The sequence below is a fragment of the Pseudoalteromonas sp. SA25 genome, from assembly GCF_011378705.1.
Lineage (GTDB): Bacteria > Pseudomonadota > Gammaproteobacteria > Enterobacterales > Alteromonadaceae > Pseudoalteromonas > Pseudoalteromonas arctica.
Genome location: NZ_WTKV01000008.1, coordinates 35,521 through 47,901 on the forward strand (window position 1 = coordinate 35,521; position 12,381 = coordinate 47,901).

13 protein-coding genes are annotated in these 12,381 nt (G+C 39.1%); 4 read left to right on the forward strand and 9 right to left on the reverse strand.

Annotated features, from left to right (window positions below):
- Window positions 1-54: 54 nt before the first annotated feature.
- Window positions 55-351 (reverse strand): hypothetical protein, encoded by a 297-nt coding sequence (locus GQR45_RS08320; RefSeq protein ID WP_007581994.1) that lies wholly within the window; start codon window positions 349-351, stop codon window positions 55-57.
- 35 nt (window positions 352-386) lie between these two features.
- Window positions 387-1,391 (reverse strand): YHYH protein, encoded by a 1,005-nt coding sequence (locus GQR45_RS08325; RefSeq protein WP_165725663.1) that lies wholly within the window; start codon window positions 1,389-1,391, stop codon window positions 387-389.
- A gap of 186 nt (window positions 1,392-1,577) precedes the next feature.
- Between GQR45_RS08325 and GQR45_RS08330 the strand changes: the two genes are divergently transcribed.
- Complete coding sequence (locus GQR45_RS08330; RefSeq protein ID WP_165725664.1) at window positions 1,578-2,336, forward strand: sulfite exporter TauE/SafE family protein; 759 nt, start codon at window positions 1,578-1,580, stop codon at window positions 2,334-2,336.
- Window positions 2,337-2,515: 179 nt separating this feature from the next.
- Here the strand turns inward: GQR45_RS08330 and GQR45_RS08335 are convergent, their stop codons facing one another.
- The 3 genes from GQR45_RS08335 to mnmC all read right to left on the reverse strand — a co-directional run bounded on the left by GQR45_RS08335 (window position 2,516) and on the right by mnmC (window position 5,735).
- On the reverse strand, window positions 2,516-3,151 hold the full coding sequence (locus GQR45_RS08335; RefSeq protein ID WP_007581997.1) for an NAD(P)-binding oxidoreductase: 636 nt from the start codon (window positions 3,149-3,151) through the stop codon (window positions 2,516-2,518).
- A gap of 183 nt (window positions 3,152-3,334) precedes the next feature.
- Complete coding sequence (locus tag GQR45_RS08340; RefSeq protein ID WP_165725665.1) at window positions 3,335-3,658, reverse strand: hypothetical protein; 324 nt, start codon at window positions 3,656-3,658, stop codon at window positions 3,335-3,337.
- Between the two features lie 67 nt (window positions 3,659-3,725).
- Window positions 3,726-5,735 carry a bifunctional tRNA (5-methylaminomethyl-2-thiouridine)(34)-methyltransferase MnmD/FAD-dependent 5-carboxymethylaminomethyl-2-thiouridine(34) oxidoreductase MnmC gene (gene mnmC, locus GQR45_RS08345; protein WP_165725666.1) on the reverse strand — a complete coding sequence of 670 codons (2,010 nt, stop codon included), beginning with the start codon at window positions 5,733-5,735 and terminating at the stop codon, window positions 3,726-3,728.
- Window positions 5,736-5,913: 178 nt separating this feature from the next.
- Between mnmC and fabB the strand changes: the two genes are divergently transcribed.
- Complete coding sequence (gene fabB / locus GQR45_RS08350; RefSeq protein WP_007582000.1) at window positions 5,914-7,125, forward strand: beta-ketoacyl-ACP synthase I; 1,212 nt, start codon at window positions 5,914-5,916, stop codon at window positions 7,123-7,125.
- Between the two features lie 103 nt (window positions 7,126-7,228).
- Here fabB and GQR45_RS08355 read toward each other — a convergent pair whose 3' ends face one another.
- Window positions 7,229-7,594 carry a hypothetical protein gene (locus GQR45_RS08355; protein WP_008169794.1) on the reverse strand — a complete coding sequence of 122 codons (366 nt, stop codon included), beginning with the start codon at window positions 7,592-7,594 and terminating at the stop codon, window positions 7,229-7,231.
- Window positions 7,595-7,645: 51 nt separating this feature from the next.
- On the opposite strand from GQR45_RS08355, the gene GQR45_RS08360 reads away from it, so the two are divergent.
- Both GQR45_RS08360 and ggt read left to right on the forward strand, forming a co-directional pair.
- Window positions 7,646-8,188 carry a GNAT family N-acetyltransferase gene (locus GQR45_RS08360; RefSeq protein WP_165725667.1) on the forward strand — a complete coding sequence of 181 codons (543 nt, stop codon included), beginning with the start codon at window positions 7,646-7,648 and terminating at the stop codon, window positions 8,186-8,188.
- 92 nt (window positions 8,189-8,280) lie between these two features.
- On the forward strand, window positions 8,281-9,954 hold the full coding sequence (gene ggt / locus GQR45_RS08365; protein WP_165725668.1) for a gamma-glutamyltransferase: 1,674 nt from the start codon (window positions 8,281-8,283) through the stop codon (window positions 9,952-9,954).
- A 48-nt stretch (window positions 9,955-10,002) separates the two neighbouring features.
- On the opposite strand, the gene GQR45_RS08370 is transcribed toward ggt, so the two are convergent.
- From GQR45_RS08370 to GQR45_RS08380, 3 genes are all read right to left on the reverse strand, one after another.
- Window positions 10,003-10,863 (reverse strand): TIM44-like domain-containing protein, encoded by an 861-nt coding sequence (locus GQR45_RS08370; protein WP_165725669.1) that lies wholly within the window; start codon window positions 10,861-10,863, stop codon window positions 10,003-10,005.
- A 164-nt stretch (window positions 10,864-11,027) separates the two neighbouring features.
- Complete coding sequence (locus tag GQR45_RS08375) at window positions 11,028-11,780, reverse strand: DUF3379 family protein (RefSeq protein ID WP_007582005.1); 753 nt, start codon at window positions 11,778-11,780, stop codon at window positions 11,028-11,030.
- Window positions 11,780-12,337 (reverse strand): sigma-70 family RNA polymerase sigma factor, encoded by a 558-nt coding sequence (locus tag GQR45_RS08380; protein WP_032827217.1) that lies wholly within the window; start codon window positions 12,335-12,337, stop codon window positions 11,780-11,782. Before GQR45_RS08380 ends, GQR45_RS08375 begins: the two co-directional genes overlap by 1 nt.
- Window positions 12,338-12,381 lie beyond the last annotated feature (44 nt).

Here is a 12,381-nt window from a genome sequence, read left to right on the forward strand (position 1 = left end):
CGATTAAAAAAGCCTTAACAAACAGCGTTAAGGCTTTGGCGTGTAGCTGTTACTTTATCGTTTAGCGAGTGATTTTACAGATTGCTTTTGATCACTTGCTGGTTGGGTTGCTTTGTCTATTAATGTTTCAAGTGGTTTATTTCGAACGCACATAAGTACTTTGTTCATTGCTTGGCATGTGCCTGTCGCTTTTTTATCATGGCTTGTGTAGCTGCAATCTTCATTAATGGCTTTTGCTTCACATGCTTCCCAAGGCGCATTTGAGCCGTGGCCTGCATGACTTAGCGCTGAGCATGAGGCAGCAAGTAAAAAGCCAGTGGTTAGTGCTTTTATCACGTTAAATATTTTCATTAATATCTCAGTTAATTATTTGGCCAGAATGCGAGTTATCTTGCGGTAGCACCTTTAAAACAACCAATAAACATGTTTTCAGATACATCGGCTGCATGGTAGTGGTATCCGCGTGTATCGTCGGTGTGGCCTCTACATTCGTCTAAATCAGTGGGTTCTAATCCATCTTCGTTAAGCATGCCAAATATACCAAATCCATCGAGTGCATAACCCATCATGGCGGCATGACCGTCTGATTGAATTTGTGTTTGGCTACAACCTGCTTCACCGTGGTAGTGATAGCCTGCTACTAAGTTAATATGGCCAGCGCAATCATCAAAGGCTGCAATAGTGTATGCGCCTAAAATAGCCTCAACAGGCGCGGGTGCAGCAAGTACAACACCATTGAGAGCAACACCCACATTAGCGTTACCAATACTGCTATTTTGAGTGGTTGCAACAGGCGTTATTGGAATTAAAAATGATTCTGATATACCGCCATCAACATAATCAATAGAGCATTCTACGCAGTGGTTTTGGTATTGTTCTTCTACGTTTGGACGTGCAGCGCCATCACACGATTCTTGTGTGTCGGTTACATTTACAAGGCCTGTACCTTCGTCGTATAGCTGCCAATGACTATCGTTATATAATGTAGGTAGATTTAAAATAAAGTCTCCGGTTATATCGTAAACCTCACCGGTGCCATCAAACCAAATACCGGCTTCGTCTGCTGTTGAGGTGATATTTTGAGGGCAAAATACACCAATCTCGTAATTTGAAGGCGCACCTGCAATATCAATTTTGTAGCATGAGGCTTCATCGCCATTACTTAGCGTACATGTTTGAGTGGTAATTGATGAAATGAGCGCATCGCTTTCAAAGTTAAAAGGGTCAACTTCTACAACAAAATCGGTTGAAGTATCTGTTGTAGTTCCCTCATCGGTGGTTGTTTCAGTTACGACGGTACTTTCAGCATCGCTACCGTTACAGGCGGCTAAACTCAGTGCAAGTATACACACTGCAAGCGGTGTCAAAATTGGTGTGTTAAATCTTCTCATCAAAAATATCCGGTAATGAAGTTGAATGTATAATATTTGTTAAATGTGCAAACAAAGTGCAAAAACAACGCAACATAGTACATAGCACGAGATAGAAGCTGATAAAGTTGCTATAAATTTGTTTAGTACCTTTTTTACTATTTAAATACTGCGACTTAAAAGTACTTAAATAGGCAGTGGAGTTTTATGGATTTTTTATTTCCCGACAGCATGTCTTTATTTTTGTTTTTATTGTTAATGGTCACCGCTGGCTTTACTTCTTTTATATCTGCTGCATTTGGTGCTGGTGGCGGATTAATGCTGCTTGTTGTTATGGCGTCGTTTATGCCAATGGCAGTTGTTGTGCCTGTGCATGGTTTAGTACAGCTTGGCTCTAATGCAAATAGGTTTTTACTCAGCTTTAAGCATATTGATAAAAGCATGTTTGTATATTTTGCGTTAGGCGGCTTAGTAGGGGCGGGGTTATCAAGTTTTGTTATTGATGATATATCGCTTGATGCTATGAAGTTAGTGGTCGCTATTTTTGTTATTTATTTACTGTGGGGTAAAACGCCACCTATAAAATTAACCTCTAAGGTGTGGCGTATGGTCGCCGGTGGAATAACTACTTTTATTTCTATGTTTGTGGGGGCAAGTGGCCCATTAGTTGGTAGCTGTTTATATATAAATAATTACGAGAAGTTAAAATTTACGGCAACGTTTTCGAGCATTATGAGTGTGCAGCATTTATTAAAAGCGATAATTTATGGCGCTGTTGGCTTTAGTTTTTGGCAATGGATACCGCTTGTAATTGCCATGGTAATAAGTGGCGCTGTAGGAACTTGGTTCGGAATTAAATTACTTAAAAGGATGTCTGGGGATAAATTTAAGCATATTTTTAGGATAGTTTTAACGTTATTAACGCTACAACTTGGTTGGCAAGGTATAAAAATATTACTCCACTAATTTGCTTAGTGGAGTAAATTTAATTTTATTAAACATAAATTATTTAAGAGGATTAAATAATTCATTGCGCCAAAAAGTTACTGATATAGAGCGACTATACTGTAATTTTTTGCCTTATCGATGAATTGCATATTCTTTGTAATAATTGTTCATATGTTTAATTAAATTGGTATTAAAGCTTATTTAACAGCGGCTTTAATTGGCTTGTCGCCATCAAACAACTTAAAAATGCGGTTACTAATAAATGAGTTGGTCGCAATATGTAATAATGCATTGGCTACGTTTTCGCGGCTAATTTTAGCTTCTGAACGATCACTTGGTTGCTGCGTAGTTACTTGCATTGAAGCACTATCGTCAGTCAATGTACCAGGGCGAACAATGGTATAATTTAAACCACTATTTATTAGGTGCTCGTCAGCCATGTGCTTAGCAACTAAGTAAGGTTTTAAATCACCTTGAATCGAATCTGGATCGTCAGCACCAATCGAACTGACCATAATAAAGTGGTTAACGCCGTGCTCTTTAGCGAATGTAGCTGCTTTTGTTGCAGCCCATAAATCAATGAGTACAGTTTTATCATCGCCTGTACTTCCACCAGAACCAGCAGCAAAAATCACTTGGTCACAGCCTTTCATTGCATCACCAAAATCGCCTTCAAGATCTTGCTCAACAATAGTTAAAAAAGAGCTGTTTAAATCGCTTAACTTATTTTTGTCACGCACTAATGCCACAACATTTTGCTCATTTTCTAAAAGTAGCTCAGTTGTCATTTTACCTATTTGTCCGCTTGCGCCAATAATTAGGGTCTTACTCATAATTAACTCCTTCCAATAAATAGTAAAAGTAATGTGCTTACAAACAGACCTTGGGGTAGGGGATTATTTTTAAAGGGTAAAAAAGAGTTTAAATGAGCTAATTTCAAAAAATACTTTAATTAAAATTCAATACTTAACTGAGTATTAAAATTAGCTGCTTTTGGTGTGTTTTTTTAGACCTTTTTATTCAACCATTATACTCACTTCGGTCACATAACTACGGCGGTATAGACTAATACGGACTTTACGTTCTTGGTAATTATAAAACAAAGTGCGATATGTACTATTGCCATTTGTTTTTGAAGGTTCACCTAATTTTTGCTGATAAAAGCGAGTGATATCAGAAATTGAATCTGTTAAATAACCAGTACGTACCATTGGGTATTCGCTTGCTACATCCATCGTTGTAACAAATTCTTCAGGAAGTGGGATTTCAGTGACGTTTTGGCTAAGTGCATTAAACGATAGAGTGCATAGCAATATTATTAAAAATGCTAAAGTTTTCATTAGAGTCCTTTGAGTAATAAATTCCTTTTATTGGTACTTATTTTACCTCAATAAGCACCGAAGTCATTTAAATTTTATTACGAATTAAATCTCGCACTATAAACCGGGCAGGGTGAATAGCTTGGCTTACACGTTCGCTTAATGGACGGGGTTCATTATTTAAACAACTTACGAGATGGTCTGCACTTAGCGGTGCGCTACACAATGCGCGTGCACCAAAACCGGTAAAAATATGTAGGCCTTGTTGTGGTTTATTAAGTTTCTCATATTGATAGCGTTTACCTAAACGTAGATTAGCAAAGGCCATTATGTAATCACTTTGCTCGCACCATTGCCCAGCCATTGGTAGGTGATCTATAAATGTGCAGCGAACAGCCGCTTTTGCCGAGTTTATATTGCCAAGGGTGGAGGCAAATTCACTTTGTTGATAAAAGCTAAGTAGTTGCTCTTGGTTTAATTGGTTGTCGAGCGCTGTAACTTGGCGGCTTTTAGTGTTTTTTTCAAATGTGGCACCCATACAGTGATGATCTAAATAAGCCGGGGTAAAATACCCTTTATGGCATAGCACTGTTTTAAGTTTGCGTGATTGCTCACTTGCCTCAATATGTGAAACCTGACCGCGTACGCCCACTATAGGTAGCGCTTTTGTTTGCTCAAATGCATCGCTGTGCTCGCCTGCACAAATAATTACATCGCTAAACGGGCCTAGCTGCTCATCATTCGTTAATAAAAACCAACCGCTATCAGTTTTTTTAAGCTGCTTTATATTGCAGTTAAATAGGCTTTTAAATGGGCTTATGCTATTTGCAGCGCTTAGCATAGCGTTTACTAATTGTGGCGGGTTAACCCAGCCGCCTTGTTCAAAAAACACGCCTGAATAACCTGTCGTTACGCCGGCTATTTCATCGCCTCGCTCTGCGGTTACGTTACGCATTAGCTGGGTTGGCCACAGTTGCTTTTGTGCTAAGTTTTCGTGCTTATCAGCGAGAGGTTTTTTCACTGCGTGTTGTAATACGCCGCACCAAGCGTAATCAAAGCTAAAGCCGTTTTTGAGTAACTGGTTATACAAACGTTTTGCGTATAAAAAGCTATGTGCAAACAATTCACTGTGTGGCGAGTTTTTAGCTTGTAGGTGAGGGTAAATAGCGCCTTGCACATTGTGCGACGCCCCCATTGCAGGCTTTTCATCTTGGCAGAATAATTGGCTGGTTATGCCTCGTTTAGCCAAACTGTATAAAATACAGCTACTGGCAATACCACCGCCAATGACCGCTACATTTTTTAAAGTACTGCTATCTTGATTAAAATAAGCGGGGGTTGATTGAGCGTTATTAACATGTTTAAGTTGGCCAGTAAGCATATCTTCTTTTTGATTAAAATCCTTGGCTTTTTTAGTACTAAAGCCAGCCTCTATTAATCCTTGTTGAACAAAGTCAGCGGAAGTAAAAGTCGATAAGGTTGCATTAGCCCTTGATATATCAGCCATGGAGTTAAATAAACTTTGCTGCCACATATCAGGATTTTTACTTGGCTCAAGCCCATTTAAATACCAAGCATCAACAATTCCTGTTTGCGGATAGCTCATTGCTTGTATTGATTCAAGCGCATCACCAAAGTATAAATCGAGAACAACACTACCATTATTAAATTCGAGCCGGTGGCATCCTTCTAAATTAATTGGGTAGTTTACTGTTAATTGCTCACTAAAATAACTTAAGGTAGGCCAAGCGGTTAATGCTTGTTTTAAGTCAGTTAATGTTAAGGGATACTTTTCAAACGAAATATAGTGTAGGCGTTTTACGCTTTTTTCACATTCATTTTGAACTTGCATCCGCTCAAGGTGGTCTTTAAAGCGTTGCCACGTATTTAAAAAGTTTAAACCGGTGCCAAAACCGGTTTCGGCAATAACAAAATGTGATTGGTCATGATTTTGTAATCGTACATCTATATTATTTTGCTCATAGTACACATAATGCGATTGAGCTAAGCCATCGTCATTAGAAAAATAAATATCACCGGAGTCATTAGTCAAAGGTGTACCTAAATTATTAATGTGACTATGTGCGTTCTTAATCATAATTTTTTAAATTTATAGATATATTTTTAATTATTTTACGGGTTTTCTTTGTAATAGTCTGGCGTTATTTATAAGCTAGCAGTTCAGAGTACAAGTGTACGCTAGAAAGCTGACCACTTAGGTGATTAAATTCGCGTAAAATAGAATGCAATTAAGTATTAAGCTAAGGGAATTACCCATGAGAAGAGCTGTAATTACAGGTATCGGTGTTGTATCAAGCATTGGTAACAACAAAGAAGAAGTATTAGAATCGTTAAAAACGGGCAAAAGCGGTATCGCTTTTAACCAAGAATTTGCCGATTATAAGTTACGTAGTAACGTATCGGGTAAAATTGATATTGACGTTAAAGCACATGTTGACCGCAAAGCAATGCGCTTTATGGGTGATGCTGCTGCATATTCTTATATTTCGATGACTCAAGCAATTGAAGACTCAGGTTTGTCTGACGACCAAGTATCAAATGAGCGCACGGGTATTATTGTTGGCTCTGGCGGTGGTTCGTCTAAATGGCAGGTAGAAGCTGCTGATATTTTACGTGAAAAAGGCGTAAAACGTGTAGGGCCTTATATGGTTCCACGTACTATGGCGAGCACTACATCTGCTTGTTTAGCAACACCTTTTAAAATTAAAGGTGTTAACTACTCAATTAGCTCTGCATGTGCAACATCTGCGCATTGTATTGGTAATGCAGTAGAACAAATTCAATTAGGTAAGCAAGATGTTGTATTTGCTGGTGGCGGTGAAGAACTACACTGGACATTGGCAATGGAATTTGACGCTATGGGCGCACTTTCTACTAAGTACAACGAAACACCAGAAAAAGCGTCTCGTACATACGATGCAAATCGCGATGGTTTTGTTATATCTGGCGGCGGCGGTATTGTTGTAGTTGAAGAACTTGAACATGCACTTGCACGTGGCGCGCACATTTACGCTGAAATTGTTGGTTACGGTGCAACATCAGATGGCTACGACATGGTTGCTCCATCTGGCGAAGGTGCAGCACGTTGTATGCGCCAAGCTATGCAAGATGTAGACAGTATTGATTACTTAAACACGCATGGTACATCTACACCTGTAGGCGACGTTAAAGAGCTTGGTGCGATTCAAGAAGTGTTTGGTGGTAAGTCACCAATGATCAGCGCAACTAAAGCAATGACGGGTCATGCCCTAGGTGCTGCAGGTGTTCACGAAGCTATCTTTTCATTATTAATGCTAGAGCACAGCTTTGTAGCGCCTTCAATTAATATTGATGAGCTAGATGAGCAAGCGGCAGGTTTAGATATTATTACTGAACGTCGTGATGTTGAGTTAAATACTGTAATGTCTAATAGCTTTGGCTTTGGTGGCACAAACGCGACTTTAGTTATGAGTAAGTACAAAGGTTAATTTGAGCTTATAAGCCCTAAATATGTAAACACATATCTGGGCTAAACTGCTTAAAACAAAAAAGGAAAGCCGAGGCTTTCCTTTTTTATTATCGAAAGTTAAATTAACCTTCGTTATGTTCTTTACGCGCTTGCTCAATTTCGTCAGCAATTTCTTGCGCTTTCTGCTTGGTTTTTTCAGTTAACTCGCCAGCAGCTTCTTTGCTTTTAATCCATGCATCAACCGCAATCTCTTTGCCGTCGTCGTACATGTCTAAGCCCATTGTTTTACTTTGCTCTAATAGCTCGTTTAAAGACTCATCATTTTTAAGATCGTTAGTTGTCTCTTTAACGTCGTTCCATGCATCACCAAGCTTTTCTTGCATTTGTGCGCTTTTATCTTTTGCATCTTCTTTTACTTCGTTGGCATCTTCACAACCAGTTAATGTAATTAAAGTGCCTAATAAAGCTAAACCTGCTAATTTATTCATGTGCTATCTCCTTTAGAGACTGATAATTAATTCGAGGCAGACTATACAACAATGAAAATGAACGCCCCCGTAACAAAACGATTAAATTTTAAATTAATGAGTGAGCACGATTGGCCTCAATTATTTGAACTCGACCAAGACCCCGCCGTAATGCAGTATTTAACGCGAGGTGTACCTACCTCTTTAGAGCAAATAAAAAATGAGGGAGTGCCTCGTATGCTCGCATATAGAAATGAGCTAAAAGGCTGGGGGCTGTGGAGTATCACTATAAAGCAAACCAATATATTTATTGGCTGGGTATTAATAAGACCTATGGATTTCTTTAGTGATGCACCAAATTACAGCGATATTGAAATAGGTTGGCGCTTTAAACAAGCGAGTTGGGGGCATGGTTATGCAACCGAGGCGGCTTTAGCATTATGTGATGAACTCATTAAGCAAGATGACGTTAAGGCGATAAGCGCAACTGCACTAAAAGATAATACGGCCTCTATAACAATAATGAAAAAGTTAGGCCTGCAATTTATAAATAATTATACACATACAGATGAGCAAGGCGACTTACCCGCGGTACTTTATTCAAAAAACGTTTGAAGATGATTAAATATCAACAGTATAAAGATTGACCTGTCCTTAAATGACGTGCATTAATATGGGCAACAAAAATAATAAATTAAGGATGTTGTATGGGATTGTTTTTTTCACCACGTAAATTAATCGTCAAAAGTGTACTGGTTTTACAGTTCACTACTTTTAGTGTTTTGGCGCAGCCTTTAGCGCAAAGCGCGGTCGCAATGCCTGACTCGTTCAGTGCCGATGCTGCTAAAAGTATATTAGAGCAAGGCGGTAATGCTGTTGATGCGGCTATTACGGCACAATTTGTACTTGCAGTGACGCTTCCTGAAGCCGGAAATATTGGCGGCGGGGGATTTATGCTTATTCAAAAAGATGGCAAAGGCGATTTTATAGATTATCGCGAGACAGCACCAACAGCGGCTCATCGTGATATGTATTTAGATGAGCAAGGTAATGTTATTGCAAACAAATCAATATATGGCATTCACGCAAGCGGTGTACCTGGCAGTGTAGCGGGTATGTGGCTTGCCCATCAAAAGCATGGCACTTTAAAGTGGGAAACACTAGTACAGCCTGCTGTAACGTTGGCTGAGCAAGGGTTTGTAGTTCCGCCTAAGTTAGCAAAAGGTGTTAGCCATTATATAGCCCATCTAAAAGAGCAAAAAATAAATGTAAACTTTGAAAAATATTTTGCTGATGTAAAAGCCAATAAAGTCTTTAAGCAACCCGAGCTAGCGGCAACGCTAAAGCGTATTCGTGATAACGGTCAAGATGGATTTTATAAAGGCGAGACTGCAAATATTATTGCTAAATTTATGCATCTACATGGTGGTATTATTAATCAAGATGATTTAAAAAATTATACCGCTAAATCACGTACGCCCATTAAAGCGAGTTGGAATGGTTATGAAGTACTTACTTCGCCACCGCCGAGTTCAGGTGGTATTGCTATTTTACAGTGGCTCAAAATGTATGAGTTACAAAAACCAAATGCAGGCTTAGCGCATAACTCGACTCAGTATGTGCACTTACTTTCTGAAATAGGTAAACGTGTATTTGCAGATAGAGCAGAGTATTTAGGCGACCCTGATTTTTTTGATGTTCCAGTAAACGCGTTAACTAATATTAACTACCTCAAAGAGCGCAGTAATGGCATTTCGTTAACCGCTATCTCGACTACCGAAAATATTAAACCGGGCCTTAAAGAAAGTGAGCAAACTACGCACTTTTCAATCGTTGATAAAATGGGTAACGCTGTCGCAAATACCACCACAATAAACTTAGGGTTTGGTAGCGGTGTCGTTGTTGAAGGTGCAGGGTTTATTTTAAATGATGAAATGGACGACTTTAGTGCCAAACCAGGCGTTATGAATGTGTTTGGTGCAATAGGCGGTAAAGCTAACGAAATACAGCCGCACAAGCGTATGTTGAGTTCTATGACGCCTACAATACTCCTTAAAGACAACACCGTTAAAATGGTGACAGGCTCGCCTGGTGGCACAACCATTATTAGCTCTGTGTACGAATCTATCTTAAATGCGATAGAGTTTGATATGAGTGCAGAGCAGGTTGTAAATAGCCCTCGTTTTCATCATCAATTGTGGCCTAAAAATATAATTAGAACGCACATAGGTTTAGCCGATAGTGTAAAAGCAGAGCTTACAAAAATGGGTTACACCATAGACGAGAGACACTTTGGTGACTTACACGTTATTATTAATAAAAATGGGCAATTAGATGCCGCTTCTGAAGCATCAGGGCGCGGTAAATCAATTGTTTTTTAAATAAAAAAACACCGCGCTAAAAAGCGCGGTGTTTAAAATAATAAAAGCTTATTGAGTATCAATTAAATCTTCAACACCCACTATTAGCCATGGAGCATCGTCTGAAATTAGACGCTCTAAGTGCCAAATTTCTAAAATAGGCTGTTCTTTTTTATCGCCTAAATCACGGTACTTACCTTTAAAGCGAACACTAACCTGCCACGATTGCGCATTTGTATCTGCACGCACAAGTTCGGCATCAATAAACATTACTTCAGTGTCTACGCTCTGTATAGCTTCACGTTCAGCTTTAAACTCGGCAACAAGCGCAGGGCTTAAGTATTCAGCCATTGTGGTGTAATCGGCATTATTCCATGCAGTTTGTAGCGTATGGTAATGACTACGGGCACCTTGCAAAAAGCCATTAACGTCAAAGTTAGGTGGTAAATTAAAAGGGACACTTTCATCTTGTGGGGCGCTGTTAGAAAAGCCTGTACTTGTTGGTTGCTCGATAGGTGCTTGTTTAAAAATATTTTTCTGAGCACTTGTACCTGCACTGGCATTTGCAAGTTGTGGGGCACGATTAGCACGTAAAAAGCCTGTTACTAGCTTAAATAAAATAAATAGTCCGCCAGCTAATAAAATCATTTCTAATAGCTGAAAACCTTCAAAATCGTCGCCTAACATTGCTGCAATTAAGCCACCCGCTAAAAGACCACCCAAAACGCCAGCCATAATGCCTTTTTTATTTGATGTGGCTTTAGGTGCTGCTGTTGGGGTTGTTGTATCTGCTTTTTGTTTTTGTGCTGTTTGTTGTGTTGCAGGAGATTGTCCACGTTTGCTACTGCCAAACTTTTTACGTGCGTGTGCATCAAAACTGGCAGTACATAATAATGCCAATAATGAAAAAATAACGATGATGTTCTTCATGAAATTCCCTAATTAAAATCGAGCCGCGATTATAATTTACTTTCTTAAGGAGTTTAATTAATTACTTTAAAAATCAGAGGTTTTGAGTATAAAAGAAAAAGTTTATTGGTGGGTATATAATCAAAAAACCGCTTAGTAGGGACTAAGCGGTAAATTTGTTTATTTTAAAGCCAACGAATAGCGCCAGTAACGCGTTCGTTATAAGTATTTAGAGGTGCTCCAACACTTGCCACTAAAATAGTATCTGCTTGTGAGCCTCGGTTAATATGACCTTCAAAGCGCTCGTCTTTGAAATTATCATCGCCAAAACCAAATGATTTATTTTCAGAAGGCACTATAAATACCGTCATAGGACCAAAGTCAGACTCAAATATCAAATGTAGCCCTTTTTCGCCTTTAAAATCACAAAACATAGCATAAGTTACATCACCAGGAAGCTCATCAAGATGACCACCTAATACTGCAAGCTTGTCGTTAACGCTTTGTAGGCTAATGGGCTCTTTTTTATCAAGCGCACTAATTTCGTAGTACACATGGGCAAGCGCATGCTCACCCGCTTCGTGTGCAATATTTTGCTCTGTACTAAAAAAGAAGGCACTAATAGCCACTACAAAAGATGCAGCTAATGCAAGATGCACGCGGTCAAGCTTAAAACGCGAGCGGGCATCAACTACATTTTTTCCTGTTGCTTGCTCTTCTTGTAGTGCTTTTTCTTTTAACGATGTGTTTAAAAGAATGCGGTCTGCAAGGTTTTCAGGCACAGGTATATCTAAAGAGTCTTGAATAAATTTATCAAAATCTTTCATATCGTTAATAAAACTTTGTCGCTCTGGGTTATTGTTAGCAAACTCCATGAGCTCCTTGTCAATGTCGTTTGGCTGCGCAATAGTGCGGCGACGAAACTCAAGTTCATCCATTATTTTGATGCCCCTTTAAGTTGTTCATCATCACGGCTTAAAGCCTCTTTAAGTTGATTTCGGGCACGGTATAAACGAGTCATTACCGTGTTTTTATTTAAATTAAGTATGCCTGCGATCTCTTCGCCAGAGCAGCCCATTACAACTTGTAGTAATAATGGCTCTCGGTATTCATCAGATAGCAGGGCAATCTGGCGTTGGATAACCGTTTGCTCCATTTCATCATCTAATGAGTGGCTGGTTTCATCAACAAGCGTATCGTTTTCTACGTCGCTGTAATCAAACTGTTTACGTTCAAATCGGCGCGCATTTTCTCTTCGTAATATAGTAAGCAGCCAAGGTTTAGCTGCCTTTTGATCAAGTAAAGAGTCGAGAGAACGCCATGCGCGTAAAAACGTTTCTTGTACTAAATCATCTGCTATGTGCGGATCACGGCATAACCAATAAGCAAAGCGATAAAGCTCTTTATTGTAAACGTGGACCAAGGCTTCATAACGCTTTTGTTTCTCTGCCATATCGATTAAGACCTGATTGTTTGATTTTTTCTTTCCAAGCATAAGTACTTTTTTAATTAAAAATTATTATTTATTGCAAAAAAAGA